Source organism: Streptomyces sp. H27-C3 (assembly GCF_030063415.1).
Taxonomy (GTDB): Bacteria; Actinomycetota; Actinomycetes; order Streptomycetales; family Streptomycetaceae; genus Streptomyces.
Map to the genome: position 1 here is coordinate 1 of NZ_JASITA010000048.1, position 16,514 is coordinate 16,514.

Annotated in this window: 17 protein-coding genes; 16 read left to right on the forward strand and 1 reads right to left on the reverse strand. The window is 70.4% G+C overall.

Annotated elements, in window-relative coordinates; translation table 11 throughout:
- The first annotated feature begins 521 nt into the window (after positions 1–521).
- From QMK30_RS32910 to QMK30_RS32985, 16 genes are all read left to right on the forward strand, one after another.
- Entirely contained in the window at positions 522–2,138 is a 1,617-nt protein-coding gene (locus QMK30_RS32910; RefSeq protein ID WP_283521996.1) for a phage tail sheath family protein, read from the forward strand.
- A 55-nt stretch (positions 2,139–2,193) separates the two neighbouring features.
- A complete protein-coding gene (locus QMK30_RS32915; RefSeq protein WP_283521997.1) occupies positions 2,194–2,646 on the forward strand; it encodes a phage tail protein in 453 nt (150 codons plus the stop codon).
- The gene (locus QMK30_RS32920) at positions 2,643–3,122 is read left to right on the forward strand and encodes a hypothetical protein (RefSeq protein ID WP_502963271.1); all 480 of its coding nucleotides are present in this window, start codon (positions 2,643–2,645) and stop codon (positions 3,120–3,122) included. Before QMK30_RS32915 ends, QMK30_RS32920 begins: the two co-directional genes overlap by 4 nt.
- Positions 3,119–3,280: a hypothetical protein gene (locus QMK30_RS32925; RefSeq protein ID WP_283521999.1), complete on the forward strand. Its 162-nt coding sequence runs from the start codon at positions 3,119–3,121 to the stop codon at positions 3,278–3,280. The genes QMK30_RS32920 and QMK30_RS32925 overlap by 4 nt, the downstream gene beginning before the upstream one ends.
- A 4-nt stretch (positions 3,281–3,284) precedes the next feature.
- A complete protein-coding gene (locus QMK30_RS32930) occupies positions 3,285–3,644 on the forward strand; it encodes a hypothetical protein (RefSeq protein WP_283522000.1) in 360 nt (119 codons plus the stop codon).
- Positions 3,645–3,652: 8 nt separating this feature from the next.
- Positions 3,653–4,087 (forward strand): phage tail protein, encoded by a 435-nt coding sequence (locus QMK30_RS32935; protein WP_283522001.1) that lies wholly within the window; start codon positions 3,653–3,655, stop codon positions 4,085–4,087.
- Positions 4,088–4,135: 48 nt separating this feature from the next.
- On the forward strand, positions 4,136–4,840 hold the full coding sequence (locus tag QMK30_RS32940) for a CIS tube protein (protein ID WP_283522002.1): 705 nt from the start codon (positions 4,136–4,138) through the stop codon (positions 4,838–4,840).
- 43 nt (positions 4,841–4,883) lie between these two features.
- Positions 4,884–6,674: a VgrG-related protein gene (locus QMK30_RS32945; RefSeq protein WP_283522003.1), complete on the forward strand. Its 1,791-nt coding sequence runs from the start codon at positions 4,884–4,886 to the stop codon at positions 6,672–6,674.
- Positions 6,675–6,749: 75 nt separating this feature from the next.
- Positions 6,750–7,079, forward strand: coding sequence for a PAAR domain-containing protein (locus QMK30_RS32950; RefSeq protein ID WP_283522004.1), 330 nt, complete (start codon positions 6,750–6,752; stop codon positions 7,077–7,079).
- Between the two features lie 2 nt (positions 7,080–7,081).
- The gene (locus QMK30_RS32955; RefSeq protein WP_283522005.1) at positions 7,082–7,555 is read left to right on the forward strand and encodes a GPW/gp25 family protein; all 474 of its coding nucleotides are present in this window, start codon (positions 7,082–7,084) and stop codon (positions 7,553–7,555) included.
- Positions 7,542–9,494: a putative baseplate assembly protein gene (locus QMK30_RS32960; protein WP_283522006.1), complete on the forward strand. Its 1,953-nt coding sequence runs from the start codon at positions 7,542–7,544 to the stop codon at positions 9,492–9,494. Before QMK30_RS32955 ends, QMK30_RS32960 begins: the two co-directional genes overlap by 14 nt.
- Before the next feature lie 62 nt (positions 9,495–9,556).
- Positions 9,557–10,195 carry a phage tail protein gene (locus QMK30_RS32965; RefSeq protein WP_283522007.1) on the forward strand — a complete coding sequence of 213 codons (639 nt, stop codon included), beginning with the start codon at positions 9,557–9,559 and terminating at the stop codon, positions 10,193–10,195.
- 360 nt (positions 10,196–10,555) lie between these two features.
- A complete protein-coding gene (locus tag QMK30_RS32970) occupies positions 10,556–11,425 on the forward strand; it encodes an NADase-type glycan-binding domain-containing protein (RefSeq protein WP_283522008.1) in 870 nt (289 codons plus the stop codon).
- A complete protein-coding gene (locus QMK30_RS32975; RefSeq protein ID WP_283522009.1) occupies positions 11,422–12,771 on the forward strand; it encodes a COG1470 family protein in 1,350 nt (449 codons plus the stop codon). The genes QMK30_RS32970 and QMK30_RS32975 overlap by 4 nt, the downstream gene beginning before the upstream one ends.
- A gap of 42 nt (positions 12,772–12,813) precedes the next feature.
- A complete protein-coding gene (locus QMK30_RS32980; protein ID WP_283522010.1) occupies positions 12,814–13,470 on the forward strand; it encodes a Pvc16 family protein in 657 nt (218 codons plus the stop codon).
- Positions 13,467–15,479, forward strand: coding sequence for an ATP-binding protein (locus QMK30_RS32985; RefSeq protein WP_283522011.1), 2,013 nt, complete (start codon positions 13,467–13,469; stop codon positions 15,477–15,479). Before QMK30_RS32980 ends, QMK30_RS32985 begins: the two co-directional genes overlap by 4 nt.
- Before the next feature lie 19 nt (positions 15,480–15,498).
- On the opposite strand, the gene QMK30_RS32990 is transcribed toward QMK30_RS32985, so the two are convergent.
- Positions 15,499–16,257, reverse strand: a complete 759-nt coding sequence (locus QMK30_RS32990) for a transporter substrate-binding domain-containing protein (RefSeq protein WP_283522041.1) — start codon at positions 16,255–16,257, stop codon at positions 15,499–15,501.
- Between the last annotated feature and the right edge of the window lie 257 nt (positions 16,258–16,514).

Here is a 16,514-nt window from a genome sequence, read left to right on the forward strand (position 1 = left end):
CCACGGCCACCGCTACGGCGACTTCGACTCCGACACGGAGAAGTCCGTGCGGAAATTCCAGAGTTGGGCGGCGGTGGCGGACCAGGTCGCGGCCGACACTCCAGGAACGTACGGTCCAGCCACCAGGACGGCGCTGGATCGCTGGACCTCTTGAGGGGTCACGAAAGAACGGCGCCGACATTCCAGCGTGCCACCAACTCGCGCTCCGCGTAAGAGAAAGAAAGTCGACCGCGAGCGACGGAAGTTGATGCGCCCGAGATTTGGGAGAATCCTTGGTTGAAATCCCGGCGAAGTCATCGGATTAATTTGACAGACCTGAAACGGACTGACGATGATCAGACCAAGATCAGACGCACCCTCACCGGGCGACAACACGCCTTGTGCAGAACCATGGTGACGCCCTGGCACATTTTCGCAGGGGCTCGCAGAATCGCGCGGGCCGCGGGCTTCACATCCCGTCGGCCGTGCATCGGCGCGCCGTCTGATCTCCTCTCAGTCGCACTTCAGAAAAGGACAGCTGGATGCCGAACTACTTGTCTCCGGGTGTGTTCATGGAGGAGGTGACGGGCGGCTCCCGTCCGGTGGACGGCGTGGGCACGGCGATCGCCGCCTTCGTCGGCTTCGCCGAACAGGGCCCGCTCAACGAACCCGTCCGGATCACGAATTGGAGCCAGTACACCAAGACTTTCGGCGAGTTCAGCGACGGCACCTATCTCGGGCACTCCGTCTACGGCTTCTTCGCGAACGGCGGCGGCACCTGCTACGTCGTCCGGGTCGGCGGGCAGTCGGCGGCCTCCGGAACCGAGACGGCGTCGGTCACCGCCGCGAGCCCCCAGGAGCTCGGTGGCTTCCGTGTCGCGGCGCTCCCTGCCGCAGCGGGTCGGGACGTCTCTCTCGACGTACAGCGCAAGGCACCCGACGCCGACGCCTCCGGCAAGCCGCGGCGTCCGGCGGGCGAGAAGCCGAAGACCGGCAAGGACGGCGACAGCGAGGCCTCCGACACGTACACCCTCACGGTGAAGGTGGACGGCTCCCCGGTGGAGACCTTCGAGGTCTGCGGCGACAAGTCGTCCCCCCAGTACGTGGTCACGCAGGTCAAGGAGCGTTCCCAGTACGTCCTGTTCGAGGAGCCCGCCGCCGCGACGACGAGCACTGTGCTCGCCCTGCCCGAGAAGAGCTCGCTCTCCCTGACGAGCCAGGCGGGGAATGCCGGTGCCACGGACACCAAGGATGTGGTCGGCGGGTACATCGGCGACGTCAGCCGGCGCTCCGGACTGTCCGGCCTCGAGGCGATCGACGACGTGACGATGGTCGTTGCCCCCGACCTGATGGCCGCCTACGAGCGCGGCGCGCTCAACCGCGAGCAGGTCAAGGCCATCCAAATGGCGATGGTCAACCACTGCGAGAACATGGCCAACCGCATGGCCATCCTCGACCCGCTACCGGACATGACGCCCAGCGACGTCTACGAGTGGCGACAGAACGAGGCCGGTTTTGACTCGAAGTTCGCCGCCCTGTACTACCCCTGGATCAAGGTCGCGGACCCCACCAGCGGCAAGGGGTTCCTGATGCCCCCGTCGGGCCACGTCGCGGGCCTGTGGGCGCGCAGCGACGAGGCACGCGGCGTCCACAAGGCCCCGGCGAACGAGGTCCTGCGCGGCGTGCTCGACCTGGGCATGCAGGTGACCAAGGGCGAGCAGGAACAGCTCAACCCGGCGGGCATCAACTGCATCCGCAGCTTCCCCGGCCGGGGCATCCGGGTGTGGGGCGCCCGCACCCTCTCCAGCGACGCGGCCTGGCGCTATCTCAATGTGCGCCGCCTCTTCAACTACCTGGAGGAGTCCATCTACCAGGGCTCGCAGTGGGTCGTCTTCGAGCCGAACGACGAGCGCCTGTGGGCCACGATCCGGCGCAACGTCTCCGCCTTCCTGATCGGCGAGTGGCGGCAGGGAGCGCTCTTCGGCAGCACGCCGGAGGAGGCGTTCTACGTCAAGTGCGACGCGGAGACCAACCCGCCGGACGTCATCGAGTCCGGTCAGGTCGTCTGCGAGGTCGGAGTCGCTCCGGTGAAGCCCGCGGAGTTCGTCGTCTTCCGGCTCTCGCAGGAATCGCTGTCCGGTAACTCGTCCGGCGAGTAGCGCAGACCGGCTTTGCCCCTTTCCATCCCGTATCCCGCGGCACTGAGGAGTTCCGATGGCGGAGCAGCAGTCCAATCAGTTCATCGTCTACACCTTCGGCATCCAGATCGACGGCGTCCAGCTCGAACAGCTGAAGACCGTCAGTGGAATCAGCCAGGAGCGTGAGGTCGTCACCACACATCACACGACGGACAAGGGCGTCGAGTTCATCTCGAAGCAGCCCGGCAAGCGAACCGTCCCCAGCGTCACGATCACCCGGGGCATGGACAAGAGCAAGGCGCTGAACGACTGGATCAAGATCTCGCACGACGAGGGCGACATCGACAAGGCGCGCAAGAACGTCACCATCGAGATGAAGGACAACAAGGGCACGACTGTGCGTCGGGTGACGCTGGAGCGGGCCTGGGTCAGCAAGTGGGTCAGCGGTGACCTCACGGCCGGCGAGAGCAACGCCATCGACGAGACCGTCACCATCGAGTGCGAATCCCTGAAGGTCGAGCACGCATGAGGCGGAGGAGTGTGACCGAGGGGCCGACCGCCATCGCGGCGCCGTCGCCAACACCGGATTCCACGCCCTCGCCTTCCGCGGGGGCCGCAGGATCGCAGGACGAACCTGCGGCCCTCCGCACGGAGTTCCCCTTCACGCTGCCGCGCGGCTACGTCGACTCCCGGGGGACGGTGCATCGCGAGGGCGTGATGCGGCTCGCGACCGCGCGGGACGAACTCGTGCCGCTCACCGACACCCGGGTCCGGGAGAATCCCGCGTATCTGTCCGTGGTGCTCATCAGCAGGCTGATCACTCGGCTCGGTGGGCTGACGGACGTTCACGTGGGAATCGTGGAGCAGATGTTCGCGGCGGACCTCGGCTACCTCCAGAGGTTCTACGAGAAGATCAATACGGATGGCTCCTCTCTGGCGGCCACGGTGTGTCCCGAATGTGGTCACGGCTTCGATATCGACATGGGGAGCCGCCTGGGGGAATGACGACGTACGCGGCCGACGACCTCCACTCCGAGATCGCGTACCTCGCCCATCACCTCCACTGGCCGTTCAACGAGCTCCTCGACCTGGAGCACGTGCGGCGCTCGCAATTCCTGCGCCATGTCAAGGACTTCGACCACCATCTGCGGGACAGGAACTAAGACCATGCTGCGCTGGATACGCCGGATGCACGGAGTCCGTCGCGACGCCGCCCGTGCGGAGGAGGCGGTGGCGGAGCCGGTGCGCCGCCCCGCCGTCGTACAGCCGCGACCCCTGCGCCTGTGCTGCGTTGACGTACGTCCGGTGACCGAACCGGGGCGCATGCGGTCCCGGTTGGCCGCCTGGCGGGATCACCGGCTGAACGGCGCCCCGTTCACCGCCGTGGATCCCGAGGCTCCGCTGGTCTTCGTCACGGCGGGGCCGCTGGGAGCAGCCGGGCTTCCCCGGCCCCGGGGTGCCGCACCTCTGTACTGGCCGGCCGACCGGGACACGGCGGCCCGGCACGGCCGCTCCTCGAGGAAGTGAGGTGGGCCGTGCCCGAGAGCTTCACGCAGACCACGGCGTCGCACCGGTTCTCCCTGACCATCGACGGGAAGAGGTTCGAGTTCTTCACCCGGTGCACCGGACTCGCCCTGTCGGTGGATCTGGACGAGTTCGTCGAAGGCGGGATCAGCGACTCCCTCGTTCATCTGCCCAAGCACATCAGGTATGCGCCGCTGGTTCTGACCAGGCCCGTCACCGGCCTGACCATGGAGACGTGCCGATGGGTCCAGGAGTCGGTGCGCCGTCCGACACGACGGACCGGGCGGATCGCCTGTCTCGACGCCTCGGGCGCCCAGGTCGCCAAGTGGGACCTGCTGAATGTCATGCCCGTGGCGTGGCGTGGCCCCACGCTCGACGCCGAGGGCACGCAGCTCGCCATGGAGGAGATCGAACTCGTGCATGAGGGCTTCCTTCCCATCACCTGAGGTCCATGCGCCTTCCGGCGGCGACCGAGAAAACAGAAGGGAGGCGGCATGGCGAACAACAACCACGACAAGATGGTCAAGGCCGTTCTGAAGATCTACGCACCGCCCAGCGGTGGCGGCACGGACCCCGGCACTTTCCTGGAAGAGATCTCCCTGCAGTTCAACCCGGCCGAGATCTCCCTCGTCAAGGAGGTCTCGTGGGCTCGCCATCAGGCACGCTCGGCGGAGCACACGGCCATGCCGGAGTTCCTCGGCAGCCGTCCGCGCACCCTCTCGATGAACGTGATGCTCGACGAGAAGGACAAGCAGGGGCAGTCGGTGGACCGTCGCGTGAAGCGGCTGATGGAGCACTGCGTACCGACCGAGTACAGCCGGGGCAACGAACTGCCGTCACCACCCTGGGTCAGCTTCCACTGGGGCACCTTCGAGTCGGTGTCCTTTCTCGCCTTTCTGAGCAGGGTCAAGGCGACGTACACCCGGTTCTCGGCCCAGGGCGATCCGCTGCGCGCGGTCTGTGAGGTCACGCTCGAGGAGATCGGCACGGCGATCAAGGGGCAGAACCCGACGTCCGGATCCCCCACGTCGCGCGACTCGTACACCTTCGTCCAGGGCGACTCGCTGCAGTCGGTCGCCACGCGCCAGAGCGGCCGTCCCGGTGACTGGCGTGCCGTAGCGGCGCTCAACGGAATCGACGATCCCTCGAAGATACGGCCCGGCCACGAACTGCTGCTCCCCAGCAGCACGGGCCAGTGACCAGCCGGTCGGCCACCCCCAATATGCGCAAGGAGAAACGGATATGGCGACGCATCACACATCGTCGCTCATCGTATGGGCCGACGGGAGGCAGCTCTCCGCGCGCCACGGCGCGGCACTGGTCTGGGCGACAGTCGAGGAGAGCGGGCACGCTTCCGCCGGTGCGGAGATCGGGTTCCGCGATCCGTCCCGGGCTTCGCTGCTGTCGTCGAGCGGGATCGAGTTGGGCAGCGCCCTGAAGCTGGTCGCCGTCACGCCCGGTCGCAGCACCGACCTGTTCGAGGGCGAGGTGACCGGCTGCGAGGCGCGGGCGGCGGGCGACGACGGCGTGTTCACCGTGATCCGGGCGGAGGACGGCGCCCACCGTCTGAAGCGGGGCAGCAGGACCGTCGCGTACCACCAGAAGTCGGCGGACCAGATCGCCCGGAAGCTCGCCGAGGATGCGGGGCTCAAGACCGGTGAGATCGACGCCACCTCGGTGGTGTATGAGTTCCTCACCCAACCGGCCGTCTCCGACTGGGAGTTCCTGCACCATCTGGCCCGCGAGAACGGCTGTGACGTCTTCGTCCGCGCGGGCGCGCTGCACTTCACGAAGCCCGCCAGGGCCTCGGGCGCCCCGGCCAAGGGCTCTCCCGCGCGGCAGAGCCCGTTCGCCCTCGAGTACGGGCAGAACGTGGTCAAGGTGTCCTCGGTGGCGACGCTGCGGGAGCAGGTGACGGGGGTGTCGGTACGGGGCTGGGACCCCGAGCAGAAGGGGCCGGTCACCGCACACCGCTCCCCCGCCGCCCCGCCCACCCGCGACGTGGCATGGCAAGCCGGATCCGGCGTAGTACGGGGAGAACCGCTACTGCTGGTGGGGCTGTCCCGCGCGGCCCAGCACGAGGTCGAGCAGGTGGCCGAGGCTATGGCCCAGGAGGTCGCCGCCGGACTCACCGAACTCCACGCCGTGGTACGGGGGGAGCCCCGGCTGCGGCTGCGCTCCGCCGTCTCCCTCACCGGACTCGGCCCCCGGTTCGAGGGCCGCTACACCGTCACCTCGGTGCGGCACGAGTACCGCGCGGAATCCGGCTACCTCACGGAGCTGACCGTGCGCGAGGGTGCCGACCGCGCGGTCGCCGGGCGCGTCGGCGACGGCGAGGCCGGGCTGCGCCGCTTCTTCGGGCTCGTGCCGGGCACAGTCGTCAACATCAAGGACCCTCGCAAGCAGGGCCGGGTCAAGGTGGAACTGCCGTGGCTCGCGAAGGAGTACGAGAGCAACTGGGCCCGTACCGTCCAGCTCGGCGGCGGCCGACAGCACGGTGTCGTCCTGCCGGAGCTCAAGGACGAGGTGCTCGTGGGCTTCGAGCAGGGCTGCCTGGACCGCCCCTATGTGCTGGGCGGGCTCTTCAACGGTGTCGACAAACCGGAGCCCAAGCAGAGCGGCCTCGAGCTGTACGACGGCACCAAGGGCACCGCCAACCGGCGTTCGTTCGCGTCCAAGGAGGGGCACCGCCTCGAACTCCTCGACGCGGGCGCGCAGGGCATGGGTGCGGTCCTGGTCAGCGGCGACGGCAAGCTGCGCATCCAGCTCGACCAGCACAAGACCGTCATCTCGGTGCGCAGCGACGGAACCGTCGAGATCGAGGCGAAGAAGGAGGTCCGGGTGAAGGGCGAGGGCATCATCCTCGACGCCGGCGGGAAGACGCTGGAGCTCAAGGGCCAGGAAGTCAAGGTCTCCGGGACCCAGGTGGAGATGTCCGCGACCGCCGACATGCGGGTGTCCGGGAGCGGAACGGTGAAGGTAAAGGGCGGTGCCCTGGCCGAGCTCTCCGCGACCATCGTCAAGATCAACTGATGCCTCGACCAACTGCCGCCCCCACCGACGGACGCCCCGATCGGCGCGCTCCCCGACCGCAAGGAGACAACGACCGTGCCTGCCGCAGTGCGCATCGGTGACGCCACTTCCCACGTGCCCAACCCGACACCCGTGCCCGTCCCTGCGGGAACGGGCGCGGTGACCGGCCCGCCGCTGGCTGCGACCGTCCTCATCGGCGGTCAACCCGCCGCCGTGGGCGGCTCGTTGGCGGGCTGCGCCTTCCCGGGTCACATACCACCGCTGCCGCCCATGCCGCTGATCTCCGTGCCCAAGCCGGGCAAGACGGTACTGATCGCCGGCCAGCCCGCCGCCGTCATGGGCGACAAGCTCCCCTGCGGCGCCGCGGTGGTCGGCGGCTGCCCTACCGTCACGATCGGCGGCTGAGCGTGTCCGAGCACTTCATCGGCCGGGGCTGGGCGTTCCCGATGGGCGTGAGCGCGTCCGGCGGCATCTCGATGGCGGAGGGCCGCTTCGACGTCGAGCAGTCCATCCGGCTCATCCTGAGCACGGAGCCGGGCGAGCGGCCCATGCGCCCGGAGTTCGGCTGCGCGATACGCGACAAGGTCTTCGGCTCCTTCGACGCGTCCACGAGCGGGGTGATCGCTCAGGAGGTGCGGCGTGCGCTGGACCGCTGGGAGCCGCGCGTCGTCGTCGACGGTGTGGACGTCTCCCAGGACGGCGAGCAGCAGGAAGTCCTGTACATCCATGTCGACTACCACCTGGCGCGCACCAACAGCCGCCGCAATCTGGTCTGTCCCTTCTACGTGATCCCCGCCCGCGAGGGCGAGGGGGCGCCGTCGCCCGGCAGGTCCGAGGGCGGCCCCCTCAGCTCCCGGAGTGATACCGATGTCGCTGCCTAGTCCCGATCTCGACGACCGCCGATTCCAGGATCTCGTCGACGACGCCAAACGCTTCATCCAGCGCCGCTGCCCGGAGTGGACCGACCACAACGTCTCCGACCCCGGTGTCGCCCTGGTCGAGGCTTTCGCGCAGATGGTGGACCAGCTCTCGTACCGCCTGAACCGGGTGCCCGACAAGATCCATCTGGAGTTCCTCAATCTGCTGGGTGCGCAGCTGATGGCACCTCAGGCGGCGTGCGGCGAGCTGACGTTCTGGCTGTCCGCGCCGCAGGAGGCGACCGTGACCGTCCCGGTCGGCGCGGAGGTCGCCACGCCTCGTGCCGGGAACGCCGAGGCTTGTGTGTTCACCGTCGAGCGCGCACTGGACATCCTGCCCGCCTCGTTCCGCCAGCTCGGCACCGCGACGGCGGGGCAGCCCCCGGCCCTGATCACCGAACGGTTCCTGTCCGGTGAGCCGGTGGTCTGCTTCGCGCAGCCGCCCGCCGTGGACGACAGCCTGCTCGTCGGTCTGTCGCAGGCCGTGCCCCGCTGCGCGGTGGCCCTGCGGATCGACTGCTCGCTGGACGGCGTGGGCGTCGATCCGCGCCGCCCGCCTCGGGCCTGGGAGGCCTGGTGCGGGGAGTCGTGGGTGGCCTGCGAGATCGCCAGTGACGGCACGGGCGGGCTCAACCGCCCCGGTGAAGTGGTGCTGCACGTCCCGCAGGGGCACACGGCCTCGCTGATCGGGCGCCGCCGGGCGGGCTGGCTGCGCTGCCGTGTGGTCGACACCGCCCCGGGCCAGCCTGCCTACTCGGCCTCCCCCAAGGTGAGCGCGCTGGAGGCGTACACGATCGGCGGGACCACCGGCGCGGTGCACGGCGAGCCCGTCGCGCACGACGAGCTCGGCATCTCGGACGGCACTCCCGGCCAGTCGTTCACGGTGCAGCACACACCCACCGTCGGCTCCCTGAGCTCGGTCGTCGTCGAGACCCGGACGGGAGGCGCGCAGACCTGGGTTGCGGTGGCGACGTTCGCGGACTCCGGCCCCGACGACCGCCATGTGACGGTGGACGAGGCCTCGGGGACCGTCCGGTTCGGTCCGGCGGTGCGCCAGCCGGACGGCGGGGTCCGCCAGTACGGGGCCGTTCCGGCCGTCAGCGCCCGGATCGTCGCCGGTACGTACCGGCGGGGCGGGGGCCGGGAAGGAAATGTGGCCGCGCACACCCTCACGGTGTTGCGCACCCCGATCTCGCTGGTCGCCACCGTGGAGAACCGGGCGAGCGCGGTCGGCGGCGTGGACGCCGAGACGCTCGACAACGTACGCCAGCGGGCCGGGCAGTGGCTGCGCACCCAGGAGCGAGCGGTGACCGCGCGGGACTACGAGGCCATCGCGGCCGCCGCCTGCCGCGAGGCGGGCCGGATCGAGTGTGTCGCCGACCCCTCGGGGCCGGACGGGCCCGGCCTGGTGCGCGTGCTGCTCGTACCACGCGTACGCGATGCCCGCGAGGAGGACAGCTGGCGTGAACTGGTGCCCACACAAAGGATGTTGGAGTCCGCCGCCCGGGCCGTCGAGGCCGCCCGGCCACTGGGCGTGCGGGTGTCCGTCAGCGGACCCGCCTACCAGGGCGTCACGGTCGTCGCCGGGGTCGAGGCGGTCAAAGGGGCGGACCGCCAGGAAGTGGAGGAGCGCGTGCTGCGCGCCCTGTACGAGTGCCTGAGCCCGCTGCCCGCCGCGGACGGCAACCGGCCGGGCTGGCCGCTGGGGCGCGCCCTGCGGCTGAGCGATCTGTACACCGAGGCGGCGGGCTGCGAGGGCGTCGAGTCGGTGATCAAACTGCAGATGTATCCGGCGGACTTGAGCACCGGTGAGCGGCAGGCGCCCACCGAACGGCTCGACGTCGGCCCGGCCACGCTGTTCCTCTCCTACCGCCACCAGGTCGCCGTCAAGAAGGCCCGCTGACCCCACAGGACCGGCCGTCGTACGCGAGATCCGCCGTACCGCGTCTTCGAAAGGAGGACCAAATGGACGCACACCGACCCTCCGGGCATCCCGGCGAGCTCGCCTCGCCGCCGAGTCCGGCACTCCCCCCGCTGGTGCCAGGGAGCCGCTCGTTGCGGGCGCTCCTGCCCGAGAGCTACCGGCAGGGGGACTTCGTCGACCGGTTCATCGCCGGATTCGACGACACCCTCGCGCCGGTCATCACCGCGCTCGACTGCCTGGGCGCCCATCTCAGCGCCCGGACCGCACCGGACGACTTCCTGACGTGGATGCTCCGCTGGAGCGACACCGAACTGCCCGCCTGCGTCGGCACGACCGGGCGGCGCAACGCGCTGCTTCTCGGCCGCCGCCTGCACGGTCTGCGGGGCACCCGCGCGGGTCTGGAGCTGCTCGTACGAGACGTGCTCGGCGCCAGGCTCGAGATCTCCGAGTCGGGTACGACGCACTACTCGCACGGGCCCGAGGAACATCCCGCGCCCGAGGGCGGTGCTCGGGTGCGGATCCGTGTCCTGCTCCCCTACGGCTCCACGGCCCGCGCCGGGGTGGCCGAGGACCTCGAGGACCTGGTCCGCGAGTGGGTTCCGGTCCATGTGACCGCGTCGGTCGCCGTGCTGGACGACGTGGATCCGCTGTCGGCGGCGCCGTCCGGAAGCGGTCGGTAGATGGCCTCGAATGGTTACGGGGGTCCCGGGCAGGACGGCCTGGGAGGGCGGGGGATCTGTGCCACCTGCGGCACGCCCGCCTACCGCGGGGAGATGTTCTGCGTGTCCTGCGGCGGCTACCAGGGGTGGGACATCACGGGCAGCCAGGCGGTGCTGCGTCCGGATCCGGTGGGACCCGCTCCCGGTTCGGACCCGCTGACGGCTCCGCCTCCGTCCGGGCCCGTCGGTCAGGGGCCCGGCGCGCAGGGCAACTCTGCTGACTCTGCGGGGCTTTGGGGCCGACCAGGCTCGTGGGAGCGGCCGGGTCCGTCGGAGCGGCCGGGCTCGTGGGAGCGGCCGGGCTCGTGGGAGCGGCCCGCGATGGAGGCGGCGCACCCGCCTGTCTCCGCCGAGCCCCTGGTCATCAGAGGCGAAGTGCTGGCCGGGCCACCGGTGTCGGAACCGGCACCGGTGGCAGCCGAGGCGGAGACGGCGTTCGTCGACGTTCCGCGGCTGCTGCTGTGCCCCGAGTGCCGGAGCGGCAATCCCGAGACGCGCCAGTACTGCCACCCCTGCGGGGCCCTGCTGCGCCCTGCCCCCCAGCCGTCCGAGACCTCCGAGCCGACGCGCCTGGAGCAGCTGCGCGCGAAGTGCTTCGAGCGGCCCGAGGTCTGGCACTGGGACCGGCGCTGGCTGACCATCATGGCCGCCCTGCCGCTGTTCTTCACGGCGGGCATCGCGGCAGGCGCCACGGTGGTCGCCGCAGGGGAGGCGCTGCCCTGGGTCAAGGACCGGTTCGCGGGGCAGAGCAGTGTCGCCCCGGACACAGTGGAGGCCTCCAGCGCGGCCAAAGGGTTCGACGCCAAGCTCGCCGCGGACGGGGTGGACAACCGTGCTTGGGCGCCCGAGGAGCGGGGCCAGGACCCGGTGGGCCAGACCTGGACGGCCACGTTCCAGCAGCCCTTCCGGCTCACCACCCTGGCCCTCATCAGCGGCAGCTCCCCCAAGCCGAAGGAATTCCTGCGGAACGGACGGCCCGCGAAGGTCACCGTCACGGTCACCACCGCGGGCGGCGGCAAGGTCACCAAGACCCTGCCCCTCTTCGACCAGCCGGGCCCGCAGCGATTCCCCCTCGGCATCGACGGGGCGGTGGCCGTGGAGATACGGATCGACGCCGTGCGGACCGGCCTGCAGCCCAAGTCGCCGATCGTGCTGGCGGAAGTGCAGTTCTTCACCAGGCGGACCGCATGACCCTGCGAGCCGAACTGATCGTTCCCGACGAGCCGGTGCCGCCCGGCGAGAGCCTCACCGCCCATCTGCATGTGTGGAACGAGGGCCGGATCGTCGACGCGTACGACCTGGAACTGCTCGGACCGCCGGCCGTGTGGAGCGAGGGCGGGGCATCGTTGGGCCAGCTTCCGGTCTATCCGGGCAACCACGAGAAGATCAACATTCCGATCGCGGTGCCGCGCGACGGCGACCTCGCCCCGGGCGCCCTGCCGTTCGCCATCCGTGTGGTGTCGACGGAGAATCCCGATGTGGTGGAGGTCCCCGAAGCCGCCGTCGTCATAGGCGAGTTCCGCGACGTCGAACTCGAACCGGTCCGCTCCCGCACGGCAGGCGCACTGTGGGCGAACAATCTGGTCGTACTGCGCAACACCGGGAACGTCACGATGACGGTGCGGCTGAAGTCGGCCCCGGAGCAGACGGACGCACCGCTGCGCGTCCGCATCCGCCGCTCCCGGCTGGCCCTGGCTCCCGGCGAGAAGGCGCGGGTCGCGCTCGCGGTGCGGATGGCTCCGCCGGTGTGGGTGGGTGCCCCGGCGCAGTGGAAGGTGACCACAAGCGCCACGTGGGGGGAGGAGCAGACGCGCTCCGCCGACTTCGTCCACCGGCAGCGTGCCCTGCTGCCCAAGCCGGTCTTCAAGGCACTGACGGTCTTGACCGCTCTGGTGGTGGCGGCCGCGGTGCTGTGGTTCTCCCCGGCCGGCAAGAAGACGCCGACGGCCAAGACCGAGTCGGCTCCCGGGCTTTCGCAGGCGGATGCGGTGGAGCAGAAGGAGAAGAAGGCGGCGGCGCGGGAGAAGGAGCAGGAGGAGAAGGACAAGCGACAGGAAGAGGCGGAAGGGGCACTGCGGAAGAAGACCCTGCAGAAGGCCCTGTTCGTCGACTCCGAGAGCAAGGTGCTCACCGACCGCTACAAGGTCCCCAAGGGCTACCGGCTGGTGCTGAAGACCGCGCAGATCACCGCCTCCGGTACTGAGACCAGCACGCTGCTCCTTGAGGCCGGAGGCAAGCCGCTGGCGAGCATGAGCACGCGCAGCGCCCAGGACTTCACCCCCAAGACCCCCGTCGTCGTAAAGGCGGGAGACACGGTCACGCTGACCCTGGACTGCAAGGCACCACCGCCCCCGGCCGACGACGAGAAGCCCGACACCGAAGCCGGGGGCGGGTCCGACGACGGAGACGGATCCGGTGCCGGAGGCGGGTCAGGAGAGACCGCGGCCTGCACGGCGACCGCTCTGGTCAGCGGGGACCTGGTCCCCCTCGAAGGGCCGTTCTCCGAACCCGATCCGTCCCGACCGTCCGCTTCCTGACGCTATGTCAGACATAGCCACCTGTACCCCGGAGATGACCTGGTGAGCCTGGTCCAGCACGTCGATGAACTCCTCGCGGAGCACCTGCGGAAAGGCCCGTTGCACGGCGTGAACGCGCAGGTCGTGTTCGACACGCCCAACGCCGACTGGGTTGCGCGACGCTCGGGCCCGTGCGTCAACGTCTACTTGTACGGTATCGACGAGGATCCGACCCGGCGGCAGTCGGGCGAGACCAGCATCATCGACGAGGACGGCAAGGTCGTCGGCTACAGCCACCCCCACCGCTACTTCCGGATGAGCTACGCGCTCACCGTCTGGGCCCAGTCCGTGCAGGACGAACACCGCATGCTGGGAACGCTGTTGGAGTGGTGCGTGGGCACCGACACCCTGACTCCGCTTTCCCCACGGCACCCGCAGGAGCCGCTGTCGCTGCGGCTGCGCGACAGCAAGGAGGGTGGGGAGAGCCCGCTCTCCCGCATCTGGACCGGCCTGAACTGCGCCGTGCGCCCGGCCCTCGACCTGCTGGTGACTGTGCCGGTCGGCCGCCCCGACAGCAGCGCGCAGACCCCGCCGGTGGAGGGGATGACGCTCAAGGCACGCCGCACCGACGCCACGCCCGGCCAGGGCCCCGCACCGGACTCACCGTCCGGCGCGCACGAACCCGCGCGGCCCCGGCGGCGCGTGGAGGAGATCGCATGACCGAGTCCCCGTCCGAGGACCGCACCGGCTCTCCCCTCGATGACCGCACCGGGTCCCTCTTCGAGGACCGCATGGCCGCACTGGAGGACCGGCTGCGGCGCCTGTACGCGAGCCGCTCGTCGGACCTGCCTCCCGACGCCGCCCCGTACGAGCCCGGCGCACCGGCCGAAGCGCCGGACCTCGCGGCGTTCGGCCCCGACGATCCCCTGGCCACGCTGTGCCAGGAGTTCGGTCTGAGCGCCGACGAGGCCGACCTGCTGGTCGCCGCCACGCTGCCCGAGGTGAACGGCAACTGTGCCGCCGCCTACCGCGTGCTCGGCCGCTCCGCACGCCCGACAGCCGCCGTCGCCCTGGAACTGCTCGGCCTTTCCCTCGCGGAGGGCGTGGTCAGGGGGCTGTTGCACGAGGGCTCCGCGCTCCTGTCCGGCGGGCTCGTCATCTTCGAGAACCCGCGCGACCCGTTCTCCGAGCGCTGTCTGCGCGTCCCGGACCGGGTGATCGGCCATCTCCTGGCCGGGCCGCACGACCCGCCTGCCTCTGGCGACCGGCGGCTGAGCACCGTACCGCCGCTTCCGCACACACCGGACGAGGAGGCGCTCGCCGCCGTGACCGCGCAGCTGCGCGCGGACGGCGTCGGCACGCTGTACCTGCGGGAGAGCATCACCAGTGCGGCGCTGCCCACGGCGTGCGCCGCGCTGCGAGCGACGGGCCGGACTCCGTTGCTGCTGGATCCCTTCGACCTGGAGCACACCGACGCGGAACTCCTGGACGCCGTACGCCTCGAAGGACGGCTGGCCGGGGGCGGCATCGTGATCCCGGTGTACGCGGAGGAAGGCGACCCCGGGGTGCCGGCCCTCAGCCGGCTGATCTCGGGTCTCGCCCGCAGCCCTCTGCCCGTGCTCCTGTACGGCAGCGAGGTGTGGCAGGAGAAGGTGTGGCGGACCGTGCCGCGGGCCACGTTCGACGTACGGGGCGGCAGCCGGAGCCGGCCGCTGCCCACCGCGGCGGGCGCGGTGATCGACATCGCCCGGCGCGACGCCGCGCTGCGGGGCGCGACCGTGCCGGTCGAGACCGTGCGGCGCATCGCCCATGTGCAGGCCGCCCGCAGCCTCGAACAGCTCGCCCGGCACGTCGAGCCGCAGGTCGCACCGGACGACCTGGTGCTCCCCGAACGCGTGCGGGAGCAGCTGGACATGCTGGTGTTCCGGATCGAGCGGCGTGAGGAGGTCCTCGGCACGCATGGGCTGCGGCGCGGCGGCGGCCGCGGCTGGGGTGCGACGGCACTGTTCACCGGTGAGTCCGGCACCGGCAAGACGATGGCGGCGGAGGCGGTCGCCGGACGTCTCGGCCTGGACCTGTACATCGTCAGCCTGCCCGGTGTCGTGTCGAAGTACATCGGCGAGACCGAGAAGAACCTGGAGCGGATCTTCTCCGCGGCGGAGGCGCTGGACTGTGTCGTCCTGTTCGACGAGGCCGACACGCTCTTCTCCAAGCGCGGCGCGGTCAAGGACTCCAACGACCGGCACGGCAACCTACAGATCGGCTACATGCTCCAACGGCTCGAGCAGTTCAACGGCCTGGCGATCCTGACCACCAATCTGCGCTCCAACATGGACAGCGCCTTCACTCGCCGCTTCGAGGAGATCGTCGAGTTCGGGAGTCCGACGGCGGAGGTGCGGGCGGAGCTGTGGCGCCGCTACCTCGCCGAGAGCCCGGACGCGGCGTGCGACATCGGCGCCATCGCGCACGACTACTCGCTGGCGGGCGGAAACATCCGCGCGGCCGTGGAGACCGCCGTCTTCCGGGCGGCTGCGGGCGGGCGGGCGGTGGCGGCCGGGGATGTGCTCAAGGGAGTCGAGACGGAGTACGGGAAGCTCGGGCGGCTGTTTCAGCGTCCGAGTCCGGCTTCGGGTCCGGCTCCGGACCCAGGTCCGGCTTCGGCTTCGGGTCTGGATCCGGCTTCGGGTCTGGATCCGGCTTCGGGTCTGGATCCGGCTTCGGGCGAGTAGCCGGCTCGCGGCCGCGCCGCTATTGGCCGGACAGCCTCAGGGCGCCCTTGGAGATGTGCCACTTCTTCAGGATCTTCGCGTAGTCGCCGCTGCCGAAGACGGACTTGAGAGCCGCCGCGACGGCCTCGCGCAGCTTGTCCGCGTCCTTGGAGAACGCGATCCCGTACGGCTTGCGGTCGGTCTGGGGCCCGACCACCTCGAAGTTCCCGTCTCCTTGGGCATCCCCTTGCGCTTCTCGCGCGCTGTGGGCGGCGCTCGGGTAGTCCATCAGCGCGGCGTCGGCACGGCCGCTCTCCAAGGCATCGAGAACACCCTTGTGGCTGTCATTCGGATCGACCTTCAGCTCCCCCGCGCCCGACTCCTTGCAGGCGCGCGCCTGTTGGCGTGCCGCCGCCTCCACCGTCGTGTCCGCCTGGACGGCGACCTTCCTGCCGCACAGGTCGGAGAGCCCAGCCACGAGGCGGCCGCCGCCCGTGCGGACCAGGGTCGAGGTGCCCGCGGTGAGGTAGCGGACGAAGTCGACTCCGGGACCGACCCGCGTACCGTCGTCGCCCGGGCCCCGGCGCCGGCCGGGTGTGTCGTGGATGCCGGACATGACGGCGTCGAAGCGGTTGGCCCGCAGACCCGTGAGCAGATCGGCGAACTCGGCGTGCTCGAACTGGAAGGTCACGCCGAGCCGTTCGCCCAACGCCTCGACGGGGTCGGGTTCGACGCCGACCGTCCTGCCGCCCTCCGGGCAGGCCAGGGGCGGATCGCTGTTGGTGCCTACGCGGACCAGCCCCGACCGCTGCTACTTGTCGGGGAGCATCCCGAAGAGCGGCGCGTCCGGGCGCGTCGGGTCGGACGCGGCCGAGGAGCCGGGCGGCTGTCCGCAGGCGAGACAGCCGGTGAGCAGGACGGCGGCCAGTCCGGAGGCGCGAAACGCCTTCGTACGGCAGCGGGAAGGGTGGGGCGTGACACGTCGGCCACCAGGTTCGGTTCTTCAGGCTGAAGGGCGGAGGGGCTGTAGGTCTGCGGCTGAGGGCAACGGGGCGT

Excerpts from the sequence above, each read along its gene's own strand:
- QMK30_RS32910 (WP_283521996.1), top strand. The coding sequence starts at position 522 with ATGCCGAACTACTTGTCTCCGGGTGTGTTCATGGAGGAGGTGACGGGC.
- QMK30_RS32915 (WP_283521997.1), top strand. The coding sequence starts at position 2,194 with ATGGCGGAGCAGCAGTCCAATCAGTTCATCGTCTACACCTTCGGCATC.
- QMK30_RS32920 (WP_502963271.1), top strand. The coding sequence starts at position 2,643 with ATGAGGCGGAGGAGTGTGACCGAGGGGCCGACCGCCATCGCGGCGCCG.
- QMK30_RS32925 (WP_283521999.1), top strand. The coding sequence starts at position 3,119 with ATGACGACGTACGCGGCCGACGACCTCCACTCCGAGATCGCGTACCTC.
- QMK30_RS32930 (WP_283522000.1), top strand. The coding sequence starts at position 3,285 with ATGCTGCGCTGGATACGCCGGATGCACGGAGTCCGTCGCGACGCCGCC.
- QMK30_RS32940 (WP_283522002.1), top strand. The coding sequence starts at position 4,136 with ATGGCGAACAACAACCACGACAAGATGGTCAAGGCCGTTCTGAAGATC.
- QMK30_RS32945 (WP_283522003.1), top strand. The coding sequence starts at position 4,884 with ATGGCGACGCATCACACATCGTCGCTCATCGTATGGGCCGACGGGAGG.
- QMK30_RS32960 (WP_283522006.1), top strand. The coding sequence starts at position 7,542 with ATGTCGCTGCCTAGTCCCGATCTCGACGACCGCCGATTCCAGGATCTC.
- QMK30_RS32965 (WP_283522007.1), top strand. The coding sequence starts at position 9,557 with ATGGACGCACACCGACCCTCCGGGCATCCCGGCGAGCTCGCCTCGCCG.
- QMK30_RS32970 (WP_283522008.1), top strand. The coding sequence starts at position 10,556 with ATGGAGGCGGCGCACCCGCCTGTCTCCGCCGAGCCCCTGGTCATCAGA.
- QMK30_RS32975 (WP_283522009.1), top strand. The coding sequence starts at position 11,422 with ATGACCCTGCGAGCCGAACTGATCGTTCCCGACGAGCCGGTGCCGCCC.
- QMK30_RS32985 (WP_283522011.1), top strand. The coding sequence starts at position 13,467 with ATGACCGAGTCCCCGTCCGAGGACCGCACCGGCTCTCCCCTCGATGAC.